The organism is Dyadobacter sp. (assembly GCF_039919315.1).
GTDB lineage: Bacteria > Bacteroidota > Bacteroidia > Cytophagales > Spirosomataceae > Dyadobacter.
Genome location: NZ_JBDSFX010000054.1, coordinates 94,993 through 115,571, shown reverse-complemented (window position 1 = coordinate 115,571; position 20,579 = coordinate 94,993). Strand labels below are relative to the sequence as shown.

Annotated in this window: 17 protein-coding genes; 4 read left to right on the top strand and 13 right to left on the bottom strand. The window is 45.5% G+C overall.

The features are described from left to right. Positions 1–8 precede the first annotated feature (8 nt). The 9 genes from ABIO93_RS15265 to ABIO93_RS15225 form a co-directional block, all read right to left on the bottom strand. Positions 9–968 carry a DUF898 family protein gene (locus tag ABIO93_RS15265; protein ID WP_348069128.1) on the bottom strand — a complete coding sequence of 320 codons (960 nt, stop codon included), beginning with the start codon at positions 966–968 and terminating at the stop codon, positions 9–11. Between the two features lie 181 nt (positions 969–1,149). Then, positions 1,150–2,511: a TolC family protein gene (locus ABIO93_RS15260; protein ID WP_348069126.1), complete on the bottom strand. Its 1,362-nt coding sequence runs from the start codon at positions 2,509–2,511 to the stop codon at positions 1,150–1,152. A gap of 34 nt (positions 2,512–2,545) precedes the next feature. Beyond that, on the bottom strand, positions 2,546–5,671 hold the full coding sequence (locus tag ABIO93_RS15255; RefSeq protein WP_348069124.1) for an efflux RND transporter permease subunit: 3,126 nt from the start codon (positions 5,669–5,671) through the stop codon (positions 2,546–2,548). 15 nt (positions 5,672–5,686) lie between these two features. Then, positions 5,687–6,766 (bottom strand): efflux RND transporter periplasmic adaptor subunit, encoded by a 1,080-nt coding sequence (locus ABIO93_RS15250; protein ID WP_348069122.1) that lies wholly within the window; start codon positions 6,764–6,766, stop codon positions 5,687–5,689. A gap of 143 nt (positions 6,767–6,909) precedes the next feature. After that, positions 6,910–7,185, bottom strand: a complete 276-nt coding sequence (locus tag ABIO93_RS15245) for a metalloregulator ArsR/SmtB family transcription factor (RefSeq protein WP_348069120.1) — start codon at positions 7,183–7,185, stop codon at positions 6,910–6,912. A 133-nt stretch (positions 7,186–7,318) separates the two neighbouring features. Next, on the bottom strand, positions 7,319–7,528 hold the full coding sequence (locus ABIO93_RS15240) for a helix-turn-helix transcriptional regulator (protein ID WP_348069118.1): 210 nt from the start codon (positions 7,526–7,528) through the stop codon (positions 7,319–7,321). Positions 7,529–7,533: 5 nt separating this feature from the next. Further along, on the bottom strand, positions 7,534–7,704 hold the full coding sequence (locus ABIO93_RS15235) for a hypothetical protein (RefSeq protein ID WP_348069117.1): 171 nt from the start codon (positions 7,702–7,704) through the stop codon (positions 7,534–7,536). Between the two features lie 165 nt (positions 7,705–7,869). After that, positions 7,870–9,135, bottom strand: a complete 1,266-nt coding sequence (locus ABIO93_RS15230) for a HAMP domain-containing sensor histidine kinase (RefSeq protein ID WP_348069115.1) — start codon at positions 9,133–9,135, stop codon at positions 7,870–7,872. Next, positions 9,132–9,809, bottom strand: coding sequence for a response regulator transcription factor (locus ABIO93_RS15225; protein ID WP_348069113.1), 678 nt, complete (start codon positions 9,807–9,809; stop codon positions 9,132–9,134). The genes ABIO93_RS15230 and ABIO93_RS15225 overlap by 4 nt, the downstream gene beginning before the upstream one ends. 137 nt (positions 9,810–9,946) lie before the next feature. On the opposite strand from ABIO93_RS15225, the gene ABIO93_RS15220 reads away from it, so the two are divergent. Together ABIO93_RS15220 and ABIO93_RS15215 are read left to right on the top strand one after the other, a co-directional pair. Then, positions 9,947–10,213 (top strand): filamentous hemagglutinin, encoded by a 267-nt coding sequence (locus ABIO93_RS15220; protein WP_348069112.1) that lies wholly within the window; start codon positions 9,947–9,949, stop codon positions 10,211–10,213. 602 nt (positions 10,214–10,815) lie between these two features. After that, positions 10,816–14,970, top strand: coding sequence for a carbohydrate-binding protein (locus ABIO93_RS15215; RefSeq protein WP_348069110.1), 4,155 nt, complete (start codon positions 10,816–10,818; stop codon positions 14,968–14,970). Here the strand turns inward: ABIO93_RS15215 and ABIO93_RS15210 are convergent. Further along, positions 14,967–15,953 carry a helix-turn-helix domain-containing protein gene (locus ABIO93_RS15210; RefSeq protein WP_348069108.1) on the bottom strand — a complete coding sequence of 329 codons (987 nt, stop codon included), beginning with the start codon at positions 15,951–15,953 and terminating at the stop codon, positions 14,967–14,969. The two genes, ABIO93_RS15215 and ABIO93_RS15210, sit on opposite strands and share 4 nt — an antisense overlap. 187 nt (positions 15,954–16,140) lie before the next feature. Between ABIO93_RS15210 and ABIO93_RS15205 the strand changes: the two genes are divergently transcribed. Next, complete coding sequence (locus tag ABIO93_RS15205) at positions 16,141–16,638, top strand: DUF1579 domain-containing protein (RefSeq protein ID WP_348069106.1); 498 nt, start codon at positions 16,141–16,143, stop codon at positions 16,636–16,638. Positions 16,639–16,642: 4 nt separating this feature from the next. On the opposite strand, the gene ABIO93_RS15200 is transcribed toward ABIO93_RS15205, so the two are convergent. Beyond that, a complete protein-coding gene (locus ABIO93_RS15200) occupies positions 16,643–17,476 on the bottom strand; it encodes a PDDEXK nuclease domain-containing protein (RefSeq protein WP_348069104.1) in 834 nt (277 codons plus the stop codon). A gap of 29 nt (positions 17,477–17,505) precedes the next feature. Continuing rightward, positions 17,506–17,781 (bottom strand): DUF1016 N-terminal domain-containing protein, encoded by a 276-nt coding sequence (locus tag ABIO93_RS15195; RefSeq protein WP_348069102.1) that lies wholly within the window; start codon positions 17,779–17,781, stop codon positions 17,506–17,508. A gap of 124 nt (positions 17,782–17,905) precedes the next feature. On the opposite strand from ABIO93_RS15195, the gene ABIO93_RS15190 reads away from it, so the two are divergent. Then, positions 17,906–19,084, top strand: a complete 1,179-nt coding sequence (locus ABIO93_RS15190) for a M23 family metallopeptidase (RefSeq protein ID WP_348069100.1) — start codon at positions 17,906–17,908, stop codon at positions 19,082–19,084. A 20-nt stretch (positions 19,085–19,104) separates the two neighbouring features. On the opposite strand, the gene ABIO93_RS15185 is transcribed toward ABIO93_RS15190, so the two are convergent. Beyond that, the gene (locus ABIO93_RS15185; RefSeq protein ID WP_348069098.1) at positions 19,105–20,178 is read right to left on the bottom strand and encodes a sterol desaturase family protein; all 1,074 of its coding nucleotides are present in this window, start codon (positions 20,176–20,178) and stop codon (positions 19,105–19,107) included. Between the last annotated feature and the right edge of the window lie 401 nt (positions 20,179–20,579).

Sequence of the window (20,579 nt, the reverse complement as noted above, 5' to 3'; positions counted from 1 at the left end):
TGAATCCTTTAAACCAGACCTATGTCGATCATATCTGCCAGATCTTCGCCTGTCGCATCCTGATAATTCTCTTCAGTCTGCCTGATCGCGTTGACATCCAGTGCGCCTTCGATGACAATGTTGGAGAAGACAAAATGTAGGGCCCGCACTATCGCCCAGGGAGTCCCTAACCCCAATGTAAACAAAATGATCAGAAGATTTCCGACAATCAGTTTGAAATAACCTCCCGCTGTGGCATTGGAACGAAATATAAGTTTTTGGTCGTCCTGATGCATGCGAATATTATCGATGTAGTAGTTGAACAAATCCTTAACATACCAGAAAGAGTAAATCCCCAATGTGATAAGCGACAGGAAATAGCCTTTTAAATTCAGAACAAAAAAGGCCCCTCCCTCGCCTTCGTATGAAAAGGTCAGGTCACCAAACCGCAGGTGTTTAAAAATGTATTTCCGAATTTCAATAATAAGCCAGAAAGAGTAAATTCCCAGGGTGAATATGGTCAGCAAACTCCCAATAACAAATATTCTCACAAATTCTTTGAGATTTCCCCGATAGCCGAAATGAATACCGCGCCATGACGAACGCGACATTCGATAGCGCAATGAGCCATGAATAGCGACTGGAATCAACAAAAGTAACGCTGCATAAAAAAACAAAAATCCAAAAGCCATGATCGCCGCCTTTTTGGAAAGGATAGACAGAAAAAGCACACAATAGATCACGAGAATGATTCCAAATGCTTTGATAAACCCAATAAACATTTCCTTACCTGTTCCATGAAACGTAAACCGGCTTTGCTCAAACTCGGTTTCTTCATAGATATATTTAAGAATCGCCGCTTTTGCCCATGGATAGTAAAGTCCGAGCGTAAAGAAAGTTATCAGGATATTGACAATGTAAACGCCAAACAGTTTGGCGCCCTCGCCATGAAAAGAGACCTGGCGGGATTGATTTTGAGATTGTTCCATTAGATTAATTAAGTGAGAGGATAAACCAAATATAATTTTTTTTCTGAAACATTAGATTATCCCACTCCTCAACAACAAAAAATACCGCAGGACAATTATCCTGCGGTATAACCGACACCACAACCTCAATCATTACCAAACGGGGTGGACTCAATGCATTATATTATTTTAATGGAGCGTGTTATAAGGTGACATTTACATTACCAGTCACGCGGTCCAGTTCAATTTTGGACGATAGATAATCGAAAACGGCTTCCAGATAATTGGCTTTCGCGGTAGTGAGGGCGAATTCAGCATCGACCAGTTCAAGCCGGGAAGCGACCCCTTTTTCATATCTGTATTTGGTAATGGAGTAACTCAGCTCAGCTGTTTTTGACACATTTTGCTGCGTTTTGATCCTTTCGGTTGATTCTACCAGGCTCGCCAGGACCTGCTTAACTTCTGTTTTAAGCTGTTCCTGAGCATTGTTGTAAATGACATCAGCTTGTTGTCTTTCAATTTTCCCCAGTGCTATGCGATTGACATGTTGGTTGCCACTAAAAATCGGTATCGAAAATTGTAATCCCGCAAAAAACACCGGAGGATAGCCCGCATTACCGTATTTGAACTGATTCGTCTGCGTTTGCAGCTGGTACTGGCTTACAAAGTTTACTACCGGCCGTCGCGCTGATTTATACAGGTCAATTTCCTTGTCATTAATCTCTTTGTTTAGCGTAAGGATTTGTAAGTCAGGACGCTGATGAACAGACAACCTGTACGTACCGGCTTCGCTTGGAATGGAGTCTGACGGATTCAATTCCAGTGAATCTGACAATACATACTCGGTTTCCGTCACATCGCCCAGCAGGTTTCTGAGCTGCTGCTGACTGATCTGCAAAGCATAAGTAAGTCTCAGCACGTCCGGTTCTAGGTTTTTGACCGAAGTATAGGCCCGCAATGTATCTACACGCAATGCTTTTCCCTGTGCCAGTAAGTAACGCGAGTCTTTCAATGCTTTCTCGTTTCTCACAATGCTTTCTGTTTGTAGTTTCAGGCGCTCCGCTAAAACAAGTTGCTGCACGTAGTTTTGTTTCACCCTGGCCACTATATCTACTTCTTTTTCCTGAAAGATCAGTTTGCTCTGTTTTTCAAGCAATTTTCTTCGCTGAATCTCATATCTGGTACCCGAATTGTAGATCGGCTGCACGAGCGAAACCTGCGCGCCGGCCACATCTTCACCACCGATACGTGCATAGTCGATCTTCTCAGAGTTCGCATTTCCATTCAGACCAAAAAATACCGGTTTTTGAAAGTAATGCTGAAACTGGCCTGTGAGGCTAATATTTGGCATTAATAAACCACGGGTTATCGCCGTCTGCTGGGCGGATTTGTGAATACCGAGCGAATCAATGCGCAACTCACGGTTCCGTACTTTGGCCTGGTCAATGGCCTGCTCTAATGATAATGTCTGCTTTTGTCCGTTTGCAAACAAGGGGCTCAGCGCCAGGATCACAGCAACAAGCTTTGTGATCCCGGAATTTCTGTTCAAAATTGTGCTTTTCATGATTGAAATGTGCTGTTAATGTTCCTTGCGGGAATCAGTGCGTGTGTAACAATGCCTCTTCTGCCAAAGGCGCCTTCCCCTCTTCCTCACGTTTCCGCAATGGTCTTGATAAATATGAATAAATAGAAGGGATGACGTAAAGCGTCAGTACCCCGGCGAAAATCAGCCCGCCTACTACGACAATACCCAGTGACTGGCGGCTTCCTGAGGCAGTTCCCAGTGAAAGCGCGATCGGTAATGTTCCGAAAATCATCGCCAATGTGGTCATCAAAATCGGACGGAAACGGGACACTGCGGCAATTTTCGCAGCTTCCAATGTAGTATTGCCTTCTTCCTTGCTTTGGTTGGCAAACTCTACGATCAGGATACCATTTTTGGTGATCAACCCAATGAGCATGATGATCCCGATCTGGCTAAAAATGTTAACCGTTTGAGCGGTGAACCACAAGCTGAGCAATGCACCGGTCAGTGCCATTGGAACCGTTAAAAGAATAATAAAAGGATCGATCAAACTTTCAAATTGCGCAGCCAGTACCAGGTAAATCAGCACAATGGCAAATACGAATGCGAAGATCAGACTGGAACTACTTTCAGAGTAATCGCGGCTTTGGCCCGCCAATGCTGTGGTAAAACCTTTCGGTAACTCTTTCGCAGTGATTTTATCCAATTCCTGAATCGCTTCGCCTAAACTTGTCCCTGCCGCTGGTGTTGCCGATATGGTTGCACTGTACGACTGGTTGTACCGATAAATCGCAGGTGGGCTGATGCCTTCATTTTGCTTGGTCAGGTTATCGAGGGAAACCATTTCGCCACTTCCCGATTTCAGGTATAATGATTTCAGGTCAAAAGGCGCAGAGCGGTCTTTACGGTCGAGCTGGCCAATTACTTCATACTGGCGGTCATTGTGAATGAAGTAGCCGTACCTTCTGCTACTCAGCGCCAGTTGAAGGGTTTGCCCGATAGATTGCGTTGAAATTCCCAGTTGGGCAGCACGCTGGCGGTCAATGTTGATACTGATCTCCGGACGGTTGATTTTAAAATCTGCGTCGGCAAAAACGAGTTTTTTATTACTTCCCACCGCGGTCATCAGTTTCGGCATTACACCAATCAGACCATTCAAACTAGGCGCCTGGATCACGTATTGCACAGGCTGGGTATTGCCATAACCTCCGATCGTTGGCGTTTGCACCGGAATAATCAGCACATTCCTGAATTGCTGCGAGGCTACCACCAATTTTTGGAAGATCTGCCCCTGACTCAGTCCGCTTTTACGTTCTTTGGGTTCTTTCAGGAATATCCATTGAAAACCCCCGTTGACCGGCTGTGCCAATGTTCCCAATCCAGCCGCCACGGCAGTGTAGGTACGTTCCGCATTGAGATCAGGAATGGAATCGCTGATATAAGTACCGATTTGCTTCATACTCTGCTCCATACTTTCAAAGGATGTTCCCTCAGGTGCAATCACGGCCAGACCTATCATAGACCGGTCCTCCAATGGTGCCAGTTCGGAAGGCAGCTTTGGAGCGAGCCAGTAGGCAACACCAAATGAAGCCAGCAGCAGCACGATGCCTACCCAACGCACTTTCATAAAAGCATTCAGCGAACGTGCATAAACATTGTTCATGGCCACAAACCATGGCTCTGTTTTTTTGTAAAGCCAATTGTGGGAAGTGCCCGATTTAAGCAGATAAGCACTCATCATCGGTGTTAATGTCAATGCGACAAAGGCCGAAACTGTAACAGAACCAGCGACTACGATCGCGAATTCTTTAAACAAACGACCAGTCAATCCGCCCAGAAACAAAATCGGTAGGAACACCGCTACCAACGTAATGGTAGTAGAAATTACCGCAAAATATATCTCATTGGAACCCAGCCTGGCAGCCTGGATCGGCGACATGCCTTGTTCCACCTTACTATATATGTTTTCCAAAACAATGATCGCATCATCCACCACCAGCCCGATCGCCAGTACCAGCCCCAAAAGCGTAAGCACATTGATCGAAAACCCGGCCACATACATGATAAAGAACGCCGAAATAATGGACACCGGGATCGCCAGCAACGGGATCACCGTACTCCGCCAGTCTCTCAGGAAGACGAAAATGATCAGGGAAACCAGCGCAAAAGCGAGTAGTAATGTCTCTTCAACTTCTGAGAGTGAGTTTCTTACAGGAATCGTAAAATCCTTTCCCAATGCAATTTCATATTCCTTCGGCGCCGACTTTTTGATCTCTTCAAAACGTTTGGTAAAGTCATCCACGATCGCAAGTGAATTGGCCCCACGCTGCGGGCTAACCCCAGTTCCGACACCATATTCGGCTGTTTTACCATTATAAATAATCATTGCGGTCCGCTCATTTTGGGACGACATGATCGCCTGGCCTACGTCTTTGAACCGAACAATGGCACCGTCATTTTCGCGCAGAATCATATTGTTGAAATCGTCCTCGGTAACCAATCGTCCCTGCGTCCGCAGTGTCACTTCTGTATTTTCACCTTCAATACGGCCACTCGGCAAATCCACGTTTTCACGTTGCAAGGCAGTTTGAATATCCAGCGGCGTAAGGCCATAAGCGGCCAGTTTCACCGGGTCCATTCTCAGTCGCATCGCCCGTTTTCTACCTGCATACGACTCTACGAGCCGCACGCCGGGAATCGATTGCAAACGCTCTTTGATGTTAATATTGACAAAATCTGTTACGTCTTCGAGCGTCTTGGTCTTGCTTTGAACGGTCAAAAACACTAGAATATCGTTGGTACCGGCCTTTTCAACAACAGTCGGTTCAATGTCCGCAGGCAGTTGCTGACGTGATTTGGAAACTTTGTCCCGCACATCATTGGCGGCAGCTTCCAGGTCCGCATTCAGTTCAAATTCAACGGTAATGATACTCACTTGTTCACGGGAAGTAGATGATACTGAACGTATTCCATTCGCTTCCGCAATAGCTTCCTCCAAAGGTTTGGTCACCTGAGAGGCAATGATGTCCGCGCTTGCTCCCGGATACACCGTGGTTACCATTACGATCGGGGAATCTGTAACGGGATATTCCCGCGTTCCCAGAAAGGTATAACCCACGATACCGAAAAGTATAAGCAGTACAGACATTACCCCGGCCAGAACCGGCCGGGAAATACTTACTTGAGAAATAGCACTCATGACTAATAGATGTTTTTAATGAATTGAAACCAATTGTACGGCAGAACCGGGGGCCAAACGAAGCATATTACTGGTGATCACCGTGTCGCCAGGAGCCAGTCCCTTGGTCACGTGCACCGAAAAGGCATTACGTTCCCCCACTTCAATGGGTTTGAAACTTGCTTTATTATTATTTACGACGAACACACTGTAACCTTGTGACGAGGGAATCAGGGCCTGATTTGGCACCATCAGCGCGTTACCGGTATTGCTTAAACGTAACGTCAGTCTGGCGCTTTGTCCGGGTAGCAGCTCGTTGCTGCTGTTATTGGATACCGCACGCATTAACAGCGTTCTGGTTTTCTGGTCAAGACCAGCTTCGTGGGCAACGATCTTCGCTTTGTAGATTTTGTCGTTGGATTCTACATTGTATTGCACTTCGTCTCCCGTTTTCAGCGTATTGGCGTGTTTCTCGGGAATAGCGAAGTCAATTTTCAGGTGGCTGTTATCTGTCAACAACGCCAGCGGGGCGCCGGGAGTGACGTAAGCACCGGTATGAACATTGACGATTCCCAGGTTACCACTGAATGGTGCCCGAATGCTGGTTTTCGAAAGCGTCACTTTCAGCTGCTCGATTTTGGCCTGTAAAACTTTTAGGTTTGTAAACGCCTGATCGTAATCCTGTTGGATCGCAGCTTCGTTGTCAATCAGTTCTTTAAGTCTTCTTTCATTCAAAAGAACCAGTTTTTCCTGTTGTTTCAATTGTTCCAATTCCGCGATCAGATCCGCGTCGTCGAGCTTGAAAAGTATGGCTCCTGCATTTACGAATTTCCCTTCTTTCGCATACACAGCGACTACTTTCCTATTCAGCTCGCTGCTGATACTTACTTCCTGGTTCGCCATCAGCGTTCCCGAAACGACCATTTCCTCATTGATCGATTCCGAATGCAGTACCTGGCCGTCAACAGGTACGCCAGTTGCTTGCTGTACTGCCGGCGCTTTGGCGGCTGGCTTTTCTTTTTCCGAAGTATATCCTTTCAGATACACCGATAACAATATCACGCCGGTAATAATGAGGCCTGATATGATTTTGGCAGAGTGAATTGTCTTTTCCATGGATTAATTAATTTAAGTATTTAAATATATCGATTGATTTGGTAAGAGACTTACCAAGTTTTGGAAACGGGGTCGCCCAGACTTGGCAAGTCTTATTAACTATTTATATATTGAAATGTATCGATACTTTTGGCCAAAAAATTTTAAACCTGCAAGGTGTTCAGAAACTGAACATATTCATTCAGTACCGTTTTGTTAAGCTTGTATTTCACGTTTCTTCCTTCCTTCTCCGTCACGATCAGGTCTGCGTCTGCCAGTTGCTTCACGTGATGTGAAATGGAAGGCTGGGTCAGGTCAATAAAGTCGGATATTTCGTGACAATATAAACAGTCCTCTTTTTCACGCAATTGTTGCAAAATGAGAATACGACTCGGATCGCTCAACGCCTTCGATATCCTCTCCACTTTTCGAACCTCCATGTCTCACTATATATTGATAGATTTGAATATATTAATAATCTGTACAGTGCGTACATTACATATTGAAATTTAAAATAATTCCAGGAAGTTGAAAATATTTTTAGGGCAGTCTCAATTTTACCCAAAAACAGGCCTATACACGATCAAGGATAAAGTTTCCGTCAATGCCCAATTTCTGATGAATGGCTTTTAAGAAATGGACATCGGGTTCGCGTTTTCCGTTTAAAATCTGTGATACCTTGGCCGCACCCATCCCGAACATTTCGGCCAGTTTCCCTTGGGTAATGTTCATTTCACTAATTTTTTGCTGCACCACCGCATTGATTGTCACAGTTAAAGGCATAATGTTCAACACATTTCTTCATAGTACTCCGCCAGCATGGATAATTTCCCCAACTCCTCCGTTTCCTTCTTGCCCAGGGAATGAAATCCACCTCCGTCAGTAGCCTGCTGAATGTAGTTTTCTATCAATTTCATGACCTGCTTGTATTGTATGTCATTTCTTATTTTGTCTATCATAACGTTTCTAAACTTTGGAACAGTGGTTCAAAGGCTCTACGGCATTTGGATGCAACCTGGCAAATTCCGATAGTGTGTTTTTAGTAATGATGAACATTGATCAATGGTACAGATTTTTCCTATATCGAAAAATATTTCACAATATGAAAATACACCAAGGATCTTTCATTTAAAATGAATGCTCATAACATGCAGCCCGTCAAACACATAGCCAACCTGAAAACCATACAAGTCCCCAATCGCTTTCACAATAGCCAGACCAAGACCCGTGTTGCCGTTATCCGTTGAATTTTTATAAAAACGGCTGAAAATCCGATCCGGATCTAATGCCTGCTGAGCTCCTGAATTTGAGATTTTCAAAGAATCGCTTTCGATGAAGATATCGACAGTGCCGTGCTTGTAATTATGAACAATGGCATTTTTCAGGACATTTGAAATCATGATCACCGCCAGGTCTTTCTGCATTTCAATGCCCAGGTCGGCGTTTTCGTGAAGTGAAACTGCCACATCCTTGTATTCGGCAAAGTCGGAAAACTCGCTGATCAGTTGTTTGGCGATTGCATTAAACGAAACCTGCTCGGTATCCTCAAACTGCCGATTTTCAATGCGGGAAAGCAATAGTAGCGACTTGTTAAGCCGCGTCAGTCGTTCCAATGTGCGGATAACCTGCCCGACGGATTCCAGACTGGATTCGGATAAATCGTTCTTCTCTGCCAGCAGCTCTAATTTGTTAATACTAATCGCAACAGGCGTTTGCAGTTCATGGGAGGCATTTTCTATGAATTGTTTCTGACTATTGTAAGTATCCAATGTATGCAGGACTAATCCTTTCACCGCAGCATTCAGTTCTTTGAATTCCTTCACCTCGGTATCGGCGGGCTCAATAGACTGTCCTTTTCCCAGCCTGAAATGTTTAAGCTGAGCAAGCAGCTCGTAAAATGGCTGCCATACTTTTTTCAGCAAGAAATTATTGACCAACAAAATACTCACCAATAAGGCCACATATAGCCAGAACAGCGAATAAAAAAGGTCCTCAATCAGGTCATCCTCCTCCACCATGGAAGATATTACCTTCAATTCGTAGTGCTTTCCCTGATGAATGAAGGCAGTAGTCAGCATACGCACAGGTTCCAGATCTTCCTCGTTCAGCATATACATCAATGTGTCCTGGTACACCTGCCCTGTTTGGTTCGCACGTTGAGCAGAAATTTCCCGGATCTCGTAGTTCGCTTCCGAAAAGTCCGTTCTCGACAATGTTGCGGGATCCTCTTCCACTTTTTCCAGAATCAACAATTTGTAATTATCCAGCCCGTCGTCCAGACTGTCATACACCTCATCCAGCATATTCATGTAAAAAATAACGGCCCAGATGCTGATGATACCGAACAGCGCAATCGCCAGATATTTAAGGGTATAGTTCAGTAAATTCATGGCTGTACCAGTTTATAACCAATGCCGTACACGGCCTGAATCTCCACATCCGCCCCACTATCTCTCATTTTTTTCCTCAGGTTTTTGATCTGCGAGTAAATGAATTCGTAATCGTCCGCCTCGTCCATGTGGTCGCCCCATACGTGTTCCGCGAGCGAGGTTTTGTTGACGAGCCTGTTCTTATTCACCACCATGTACATCAGAATGTCGAATTCCTTTCTGTTCAAAAGTAAAGGCTGGTCATTGATCAAAAGCGTTCGCTCGTCCGGGTCCAGTTTCAGATTGGCAATTTCAATGGTGGATTTACCGTCAAACGACTTTCTTCTCAAAACAGATTTTACCCTCGCGGTCAGCTCGGCAATGTGGAAAGGTTTGGTCAGATAGTCGTCAGCACCCAGGTTCAGCCCTTTCAGCTTGTCGTCGAGCGAATCTTTGGCCGAAATAATAATCACATTATCCGACTTACCAAGGTTTTTGAGTTCCTGCAAAATATCCAGACCATTGCCTCCCGGCAGCATAATGTCGAGCAGGATACAGTCGTAGTTAAACGATACAATCTTGTCCAGTGCCGTGCGAAAATCACCGGCGCTTTCCACCAGAAAGTGTTCCTTTTCAAGGGACTCCTGAATGACTTCTCTCAACCCTTTTTCGTCTTCAATAATCAATAGCTTCATACAAGGGCAAATTGGTAAACAAAACCGGAAAGAAACTGGAACGCCACGCTGGCTAAACAGATAGCAGCAATGTTGGTCCGGCATAATTATTTTATAAACGCATCTAACACTTTTATGCCTGAAGGCAACTAAAAACCATGGACATTTACCAACTAGCAACCACATATTGGGATTCTACCACCAGCAGCGGCGGTCCCATTGATCCAAACGAGACACCCGCTTTCGATCCCCGCCCTGAAGTTCCTGTTCCCAACGTGCCGGAAGAAACACCTCCGTATGAAAAGGAGCCTGAAACTCCTCCTTACGAGCCCTCGCCTGAGCTACCATCTACCGAGCCTGTCATTCCAGAGGTAGACCCACTGCCAGCACCGGGCGGAGAGCCTGATATTCCTGGGTTCAAATAATTGTACCTGCGAAAACCATCCATCTCTAAGGTTCAATTATCCGCTCCAATTTCATAGCATAATTTTCTTTTTTCCTTACCATTGCTCATTATGCCTTTCAGCAGCACGGTATGATGGCTGCCAGCGTATGAGTCGGCGCAGGTCTTTTAGCCATCCCGTCGATTCATGACAAAAACCTGTTTTTCATTTTCATGATCGGTCTGGGACTTTCCTGGGCGAGTATGTTGGGTGATCCGTGCGGGATGCTCGCAGGTAGCATAACCGCCTGAGCGTAGGGGCGTGTACATGGGGATTTTCACCATGTAATTTCCCGGCTCCGTTTCCAGCGGCGCATTGTTTTCGGTAAACCCAAAAACCCGGGCTGCGGACTACTTAATTCTTGAACCTTAAGCTTTTTATCTCCTGGAACTCAAAGAGTAAACTTTCTTGGCATTATCTTTAAAACATATTTAATTAAAAAAATAAACCAAACGACTTTGTTTGGGATTTATTTCGTAGAGAATAAAAATTAAATTTGAGAGCAGCTAGAAAAATTTCTACATTTGAGATAGCGGTTTTATAAAAAACCTTGTACTCCCTCAAAAGATAAAATGCTGATTTGAATGAAAAAAATTTTCCTTATCTCGTTGATTTTTTGCTCCTTCACCGCACTTGCCCAGTCGTTTAAGTCACTTCCAGGAAAGATAGAGGCCGAAGATTTCTCAGCAATGAACGCAGTGGGCACTGAGCCCAATGCAGATGTGGACGCCGGCCAGAATGTAGGCTGGATTCAGGACGGTAGTTGGATGGACTACAATGTAGAAGTCGCTACGCAGGGCTACTACACTTTCAGGTTTCGCATTGCCAATGGATACACGCCCGATGCTTCACTATCCCTTAAATCATCGAATGGCACTGTACTTGGTCAAACCATTTTGCCTCAAACTGGCGGAATGCAGGGCTGGCAAACGGTTGCTTTCGTTGCATTGTTGCCCCAGGGAAACCAGACTTTGCGGATCTATGCCGACAAAGGCAACTGGAACTTCAACTGGTTCGAGGCATTGGCATCCAAGACCCTTGCTGGAAGAATGGAGGCTGAAAATTTCGATGCCATGCACGAAGTCCGCACTGAAACATCCGGCGATACAGACGGCGGTCTCAACGTAAGTTACATTGATGATAACGACTGGATGGACTATAATTTAAAGACTAATTCACCAGGAACATACACGGCCAGTTTCAGAGTAGCGAACAGCTATGGCAATGGTATTATTGAAATCAAAAATGCCTCTGGCGCCATTCTCGGGCAGGTGGATGTACCTCAAACGGGCGGCTGGCAGAGCTGGACGACCGTTAACACCGAACTTAACCTCCCTGCGGGAAGTCAGGTAGTCCGGCTTTTTGCCAAAAACGGCGCATTCAACCTGAACTGGTTTGAATTTACCTCTGCTGGCGAGCCGGTTATCGGAACAGTCATTCCTGCAAGAATACAAGCAGAATCTTTTGACACCATGAACAGTGTTGCCACAGAAGCAACCACCGATACGGATGGCGGCGAGAATGTGGGATGGATCCAGGACGATAGCTGGATGGATTATAAAGTTCACGCACCCCAGGAAGGCTATTACACATTCAATTACAGAGTAGCGAACGGTTACAGCCAGGAAGCAACACTGGTCATGAAATCAGGCGCAGGTGCAGAACTGGGACGGTTTACAGTTCCCCAAACCGGAGGTATGCAGGGCTGGAAAACGATCAATCTCATCGCATCTCTTCCTGCCGGAAATCAGACATTAAGAATCTTCGCTGAAAAAGGTGGCTGGAATTTCAATTGGTTTGAAGCAAAAGCATCCCGCCCATTGGAAGGAAAAATGGAAGCGGAAACCTTTGATGTGGCAAGCGATGTAAGGACTGAGCCGGTAACCGACACAGGCGATGGCTCCACAGTGACATACATTGATGACAGTGACTGGCTGGACTATAATGTGAGCATTGCCGCTGCCGGTACCTATACATTCAATTTTAGAGTTGCCAACAGCTACGGAAACGGAAATATTGAAATTAAAAACAGTGCGGGAAATGTGCTTGGCTCGGTAGACGTGCCCCAAACCGGCGGCTGGCAAACCTACACGACCATTCGCACGATTGCAGTGCTACCGGCTGGCAGCCAGGTGATACGCATTTTCGCCAATCGCGGGGCATTTAACCTGAACTGGTTTGACGTTACCGCTGGTTCGGTACAGGGACAGTCGGTCATTACATTCAGTGAAATAGCTCCAAAAAGCCTGTCTGATGGCCCGTTTAACCTGGCAGCAAGCAGTACTAATCTCGAAACACCGATATCATTTGTTTCTTCGAACCCATCGATCGTGTCGGTGTCCAATGCCAGCGGTGCATGGAAAGCTACGCCTATCACTGCCGGACAAGCGACGATTACGGCTTCACAACCAGGAAACAATAATTACCTGCCTGCTGCCAATGTATTGAGAGACGTTACCATCTCCGGCGGTACTGAAAATTCTAATCTTGGAACAAAAATCCCCATTGACCCGAAGCGCTGGTACCAGCTGACAAATGCAGCGAATGGCTTGGACGGTCTTTTTGACGGCAATACACAGGAAAACGTGCTGACTGGCTGGGGAAAGGTGATTGATCATTATGAAGCCTACTATCCATTGAAAGATGGCGAGCAAATTACATTAAAAGGCGTCAAATTTTTCGACTACACGGGTTCCACTGTGGATCAGCCAATGGTATTATCGGTGATCAATGACCAATGGCAACGTATTCCGGTAGCAACATTCACAGGCGAAATTTACAATGGTTGGGTAGGCCCCTACCCCGACAGAAATACGCAGTTCAACCTGGACGCGGCGGTTTCCAACATTCGTTACCTGGTTATAACGATCCCTAATACGCTTCCAACCGAGATTGAATTTTACGGAAACTACACACCTGCAACCCAGACTGGCCATACAGCCCGCACAAAGAATATCAAAATTAAAGATATGCTGGGCGTAAATGGCTTTGAGTGGAACTTCCAGGATGGCGTACATGCCGAATCATTGGTAGAAAGCAAGGTAACGGCTGCCAAAGCCTTCACGGGCCTGCGTCACTATATGGATTGGGAAAAGCTGGAATCAACCGAAGGGGTTTTTTCCTACAATCCTACATTGAGTGGAAGCTGGAATTACGACCTGATTTACGAAAGGTGCAAGCAGGAAAATATCGAAGTACTGGCCTGCCTTAAAACGCTGCCGAACTGGATGCTGAATACCTATCCTGCCGACCAGAGAGATTCGGAAAATGTGCCGGTACGGTACGGCAACGACTTCACTCAGCCCATTTCTTACATTGAACAGGCCAAAGTTGCTTTCCAATATGCAGCGCGTTATGGCAGCAACACCAACGTGGACCCTTCGCTGCTCAGCGTTTCCACTACACCAAGGTGGTACGGTGACTATCCAAATACGGTAAGGATCGGCCTGGACCTGATCAAGTACATTGAATGTGATAATGAAAGGGACAAATGGTGGAAAGGCCGCAAAGGTTACCAGACTGCCAGGGAATACGCAGCGAACATTTCTGCCTTCTACGATGGTCATAAAAATACAATGGGACCTGGGGTAGGCGTGAAAAATGCGGATCCAAACATGAAAGTAGTGATCGCAGGTCTGGTAACAGGCCCCGATTTTGTGAAAGGAATGGTAGACTGGTGCAAGGAATTCCGTGGCTACAATCCGGACGGGACAGTCAACTTATGCTGGGATATCGTCAATTTTCACTTATACACCGACAATGGTTCTTCCGACCAAAGCGGTACTTCTACGCGCGGCGCAGCTCCTGAAAAAACCAACGCAAACCAAATCCTGGACGATTTTGTAAAAGTAGCAAGGGAGGTTTCCAATGACCTGCCTATCTGGATCACCGAGGCTGGATACGATGTGCACGAAAGCAGTCCGATCAAAACCATTGCCATCGGTAATAAATCGCCGGCACAAACACAGGCTGACTGGATCCTTCGCACTTCGTTGTTCTCGGCCCGTCATGGGATTGAAAAGTTGTTTTTTTACCAAATGTATGATGACAACCCCGCGGCCGGCATGTTTGGCTCATCAGGACTATTGAATGATGATCAAACCCGCAGACCGACGGCTGATTTCTTCTTTCAAACCAATAAGCTGTTCGGAGAATATGTGTACAAAGAAACGATCTATTCCGACCCGACTGTGGATCGTTACGAGCTGAATGGAAAGTCACTTTTCATCCTGGCCGTTCCCGATGAAATTGGCAGGACAGCTGAATATACAGTCAATCTCAATGAAACAGGCATCGCCAAAATTTACACGCCGAAAGCCGGAAGTAATAATATGGATATGGCGGAACTGCCCATTATTGACGGTAAAGTGACTGTTACTGTTACAGAAACACCCATATTCGTTCTCGCATCCAATGCACCTAATGCAAGGACAGCAGCGACGCAACTCGCAGCCCCTGCGTTGCAAGCCGAGGAGCCATTGCATGTAGCAGTGAATGTATATCCAAACCCAGTGGCGGACTACATCAGCATTGATATGGCGAATCAAAATACGGAGGAGGTGGAGATCAAAGTCTTTGACGCGAAATCGGGAAGATTGTACCGGGATTCGCGCATTCAGAAAAGCGGCAATAAATTCTCGCACAAACTGAATATGACCCAATTCCCTGCCAGCATCTATATTATTGAGATTAAGCAGGGTAATGATCGTGCATTCAGAAAGGTAGCAAAACTGAATTAAGCAACCCTGCTACCGTCTAGTCTGGCAATATTAAACTTGTACCGGTATTCCTTAGGGGTGACGCCGGTACTTTTTTTGAACAGCTGTCTGAAAGATTTGAGATCATTGTAACCCGAATTCAGCATGACTTCCAGAACGCTCTGATCTGTCTGAGCGAGCAATTTTTTGGCTGCCTCAATGCGGGTGCGTTGTAAATATTCGATGGGCGTAACGCCAATCGCCTGCTTGAAACGCCGTACGACATTACGCCTGCTGGCCGGGATATCCTGGATCAGCATTTCAATGGTACTACCTTCCTGATATTCTTTTTCTATCTTTTGCTGCGCCATGTTCACGAGTCCGTCGCCATGATTCTGCGACGGCATGAATGTACCAAAATACGTTTGTTGCTCTCTGTCCATATCGATGGCGAACATTTTGGCGGTACGCAAAGTCTGTTCCTTACCGCAGTGTCGCTGAATCAGATATAGCATTAGATGAAAGCTGCTTGTCGCTCCGCCACTGGTGTAAATTCCTTTATCTTCCGTCACCACGGCGTCACTCTTCATAATGATTTCGGGGAAATTGGAAGCCAGGGCTTGCGCAGAGTCAATGTGCGTGGTCGCCTCCTTGCCATTGAGCAGTCCTGCGGCAGCTAACAGAAATGCGCCTGTGCAAAAACTCGCCAGTTCTGCCCCATTTTTATATTGCTCCCAAAGCCAGGGAATAAACATCTGGTTTTTAGAAATCGAAATTTTCAGATCTCCCGCCCCAAATGCAGGTACCAGAATCAGATCCTGCTGTTCAGCCGAATGAATGGATTGCATTTCATAAGAACCATAAAACTGCCCCGGTTGCATTTCCGGTGAAAGTAAGTTGATCTTGAAGAATGCAGGTTCCCCAGCCCTTTCGTAAAATCCATTTACCGATTCAAAAACATCTAACAAAGCAGCAACACTTAGCAAACGGTGTTTGTGTGTTATCAAAAGACCTAGATTGATCATGTTTTTTACAAGTTTATTTCAGTCGTTTACCTCCTAAGTACTATATTTTTTCACCAAGTTAATATTTTTTGTCTCAAATACCCCTTTTTTATGTCTTTTTAAGCCATTCTTCTTCTGATTCGTTGTGCTTATTTTTGTCTAAGACAAAAAAGACTTTCCGACCATTCACTGCATAAAAAATAGTACTATGGGCAAGACTAAATTCGACATATCCCTGGAATCGGGCGTTCATCAGAAGCTTCAATCCTTTATTGGAAATTGGGAAGGAAGCACTACCACCTGGTTCGAGCCCGGCTTGATCGCTGACCAGTCGCCCATGTCCGGTACGATCCGGCCCATTCTCGGTGGGCGGTTTCTGCTCCATGAATATAGCGGCACATTGAGCGGTGATACTTTCGAAGGAATGTCCATTTACGGTTTTGACATCGCGAGTAGTATCTTTCAAGCTGCCTGGATCGATAACTTCCACATGGGGACAGGCATTATGCTTTCCGGCGGATCTGTCATCGAAAAAGGTTTTTCAGTTCTGGGGAGCTACGGCGGCCCTGACATGCCCGAGCCCTGGGGCTGGCGCACCACCGTCGAGCTTATCGACAGCGACCATATCACCATCACAGCCTACAATATCTCGCCTGACGGGCAGGAAGATAAGGCTACGGAGACGGTGTATAACAGAGTGAAATAAATACCTAAATCTGGGATAACTCCTTTTTGATAAACAATTCCAACTGCTCCTTACTAGGTAGTTCCACCAGGTATTTGCTTACGAAAAGTCCCATATCGCTGTCCGCCACGGCATACTCAACCAAAGCTTTATTTTGATCTGTAACCAGCAGCAATCCTACGGGGGGACTATCTCCTTCCAGCATTACTTCTTTTTTGTAGTAATTAATATACGTTTTAAGCTGCCCAATGTGCTCATGCTTTACTTCATTGGTTTTTAGCTCAATCAATACATGACATTTGAGAATTCGGTGATAAAAAACCAAGTCTATGAAAAAATATTCTCCTCCGATTGTGATACGTTTCTGTTTTGCTTCAAAACAAAAGCCATGACCCAGTTCAATGAGAAATTCTTCAAGATTGTCAACTAACGCCTGTTCAAGATCATTTTCATAAACAACCTGCTTTGATTTTAAGCCAAGGAATTCGAAGGTAAAGGGAGATTTTATGATGTCCGAAATTTGCAATTTCTCGGAGTTCCTATTGACATGCCGCGTTAGTTCATTCGAGTTAATGCTTATTCCCGAGCGCTCGAAGTAAAGTGTATTAATCTGGCGTTTCAGTTCGCTAACACTCCAATTCCCTTTCATACATTCCGTTTCATAAAATTCTCTTTTAGCCTGGTAACCTATCGGAAGTAACTGCACTAAATGGGTGAATGATAGTCTGGAAATTAACTTCTCAGAATCATTTTCTGTTATAGGCCCCAATTTGGCATTCGGCGATTGCCAAATTCCAATCGACTCATTTTCAGCATTTAACAATTTGGCAATCGGCAATTGCCAAATTGAATCGGTCATTAATCCCAGTTTGTTAAGTTCGTTCCTGACTACCTGCCCAATTCCTGGATATAGCAGATAAAACTGCCTGAAAGTCGCAGGTTCCGGTAGGATAATGATTCAAGATTAAGTGAATCCGCCAGAGTCTGTAAAAGCTTTTCGCCATACCTGGCTCGGTCCTCTCCATTCTGCTCAAATTCTACAATGTAGAATCCAATAAGCCAGTTGCGGATTGTTAAATGCTTGTTAATCGCTTTTACAGCGCTTTGCTGTAACGTGAGATGTGTGTCATGAATGGAACTAACAAGGGAATCAAAATTTGTCATCGGCTTGTAATGAAGTGTGTATAAAGTGTGCCGATAATTTATGTAAAAGGTTTTTAGCGGAGCAATGCAATTTTCCAATGGCATGAATTTATTATCCTGAGGTTGACACTACTACCTCAGTTCGATGAAGTCTTTTGCGCGTTTGGTTATTGTTGTTTTGCTGGCGGGATATATGCTTTCTTCCTGCAAGCCGGTACCGGTTTCGCATTGGTTTCCGGTGACGCCATTGGAACATTATGAGAAGGAACTTTACCAGGCCAAACTTGAAAAGACACAGGCTGGCCAAACCTGGTTCCGGGCTGGTGAAACTGTTTTAAATGATTCCGTTTTTTCGATAGCACCTTACCAGGAGCGATTTTATCTGGGCGATTCCATACCTGCGCAGGCGATCAGAATGAAAATTCCGGAGGGGCGAAAATTGGTCATTACTCCGCTGCGTGATGCTTTGGATTCCACATCGAAGCTTTTTGTGGAGCTCTATCGGATCAAAACCAACGGCAAGCCGCAACGACTCGACTACCTCACAGACAACACTTTTTCAATTACTTACAATAATGAAGAACAGGACACCCTACTGCTTTTACTGCAAACCGGACTGAATCAGGAACTTACGGTATCGCTGTCGCTTACCACATTACCTTCTCTGGCATTTCCGGTGGCCAACCATAATATGTCGGATGTAATAAGTTTTTGGGGAGCTGACCGGGACGGGGGCATACGTGCGCATGAGGGAGTCGACATTCGGGCGAAGCGTGGAACGCCTGTTGTTGCTGCTGAAAATGGTTTTGTAACTCAAACGTGCACTAATAATCTGGGCGGGAAAATTGTTTTTCTATCGTCAATGGGAAGCCCCTACTCATTATATTATGCACACCTCGACAGTCAGTTGGTTTCTGTCGGCGCCCGTGTTTTAAAAGGGGATACGCTGGGATTGGTAGGCAACACCGGAAACGCCATTACCACTGCGCCGCACTTGCATTTTGGAATTTATTCGCGAGGTTCCGGTGCCGTGAATCCATTGCCCTTTATTAATGACAAAAAAGAGAAAATTCCTGGATTGCCGGAAAAGTCGCGCTGGCTCGGGACGACTGTACGCATTAAAAAGAAGGCGAATCTGTTTTCGTCAGCTCAGTTGCAGGAATCTGAATGGATTACTGCACTTCCTGCTGGTACAGTCGCGCGTGTGGTAGGTGAGATGGCGAAGGGATTTCGTATTAAACTAGAAAACGGTACCATAGGCTACATACCCACAGTACCGCTCGAATCGTATCCCAAACAGGTTTCAGGAATTGTCACTAAATAAAGTCTTTGCTTCGATTGAATTTAAGCAACAGCAACACTAGCTGGTTCCTGTTTCAAAACGATAGTTTCAGTCTCAGGCACCGCGTCCCCGACCATCGGCCCATTGGCTGCCAGCTCGCTACCTTCCTTTTTTGATTTAAAAATAGGCCACAGAAACTGCGCATACCATTCTTCCTCATGATAATGTTTGATACCGAATGAAGTAGGATATTTCCGCGTAATGATACCTGTACCGAAAATCAGGTCCCACACAAAAAACATGTTTCCGAAATTGCCTTTGTAATTGCCGATTCCGTCGTCGACTGTATCCGCGTGGTGTGCATAATGTGTAGCAGGAGTGGAGATCAATCTTTCCAGTACCCATCCGATCGGGTTAAGCCATTTGATTTCGTACAAAGGCTTGTCCCAGGGAATGCTCGAATGTGCACCGGTCGTGATGAGCGATTTAATCACTTTGACAAACAATGCTGCATAACCCAACCCCAGATAAGTGAGAGCAACCGTCAGGTAAGTTTGTGAAAAGAAAATTGTGTAGATAATGTTCTGCCGGCCTGCCATTGCCATACCCATGTACGGCGCAGAATGGTGCGTGCGATGAAAACGCCAAAGCCATGGAAGCTGATGATGGATGCGGTGATACCAGTATTGCGTAAGATCGTCGGCTACCGCGATGATCAGAAATGCCCACCAGAATGGCACCCATTCAAAGATATTTTTGGCTGTCGGTAAAAGGTATGGCATCAGTTGTAGACCAAAGTATGCCACAAATGGCTTAACCACTAATTTCGGAACCACAAAACAAACAATGTCCAGCGTACGCTCGTTTTTGGTCCATTTGTTTTCGTAAAGGCCCACGGCAAACTCGATCACGCCTACTCCCAGCACAATCGCCGCAAGTCCCCAGCTGCTTAGGTTTTTAAACACCGCTTCGAGAAAACCGGGCGCTTTGAATGGCAACTCATTGCTTCCCTGCCAGGGTTTGTAGCCCGTAAAATAAAAGGCTGCGAACATCAACGCGATGGGCGCCACATACAGCAGGATGCTGATCAGCGCGTCCCGGGTTATGCTTTTGGCTATTGCACTTTCCACTTTCATAAACAGAAATAATTTTAAGGTGAACAGGGACGATTAATGAAGGAATTTCAATGCAAGCCAGATACCTCCCGCAATCAATGCGAATGGAGCTGCTGTCAGAAAAATACCTACTGCTATCTTCTTAGCGAGTAGTATGACGTCTGAAATGGTCATGATCAAGTAAATTAGGATGATACCGGTGGCCCGGTGGCACGGTGATCCGTAAACGGACTATGAATATTCAGAAATATCCCGGGACAGTATGACTGGCAACTGAAATCGCCAACCACCGAAAATTTCAGATGATCAGTCAAAACTGCCTGAAGGGATATTTCCGAATTAAGATCTTGGATTAATATCGCAGGGTTAACAACAACCAGCCTGCATTGAAAGTGGGGAATTTGCACAAAGCAAGGAGGAAA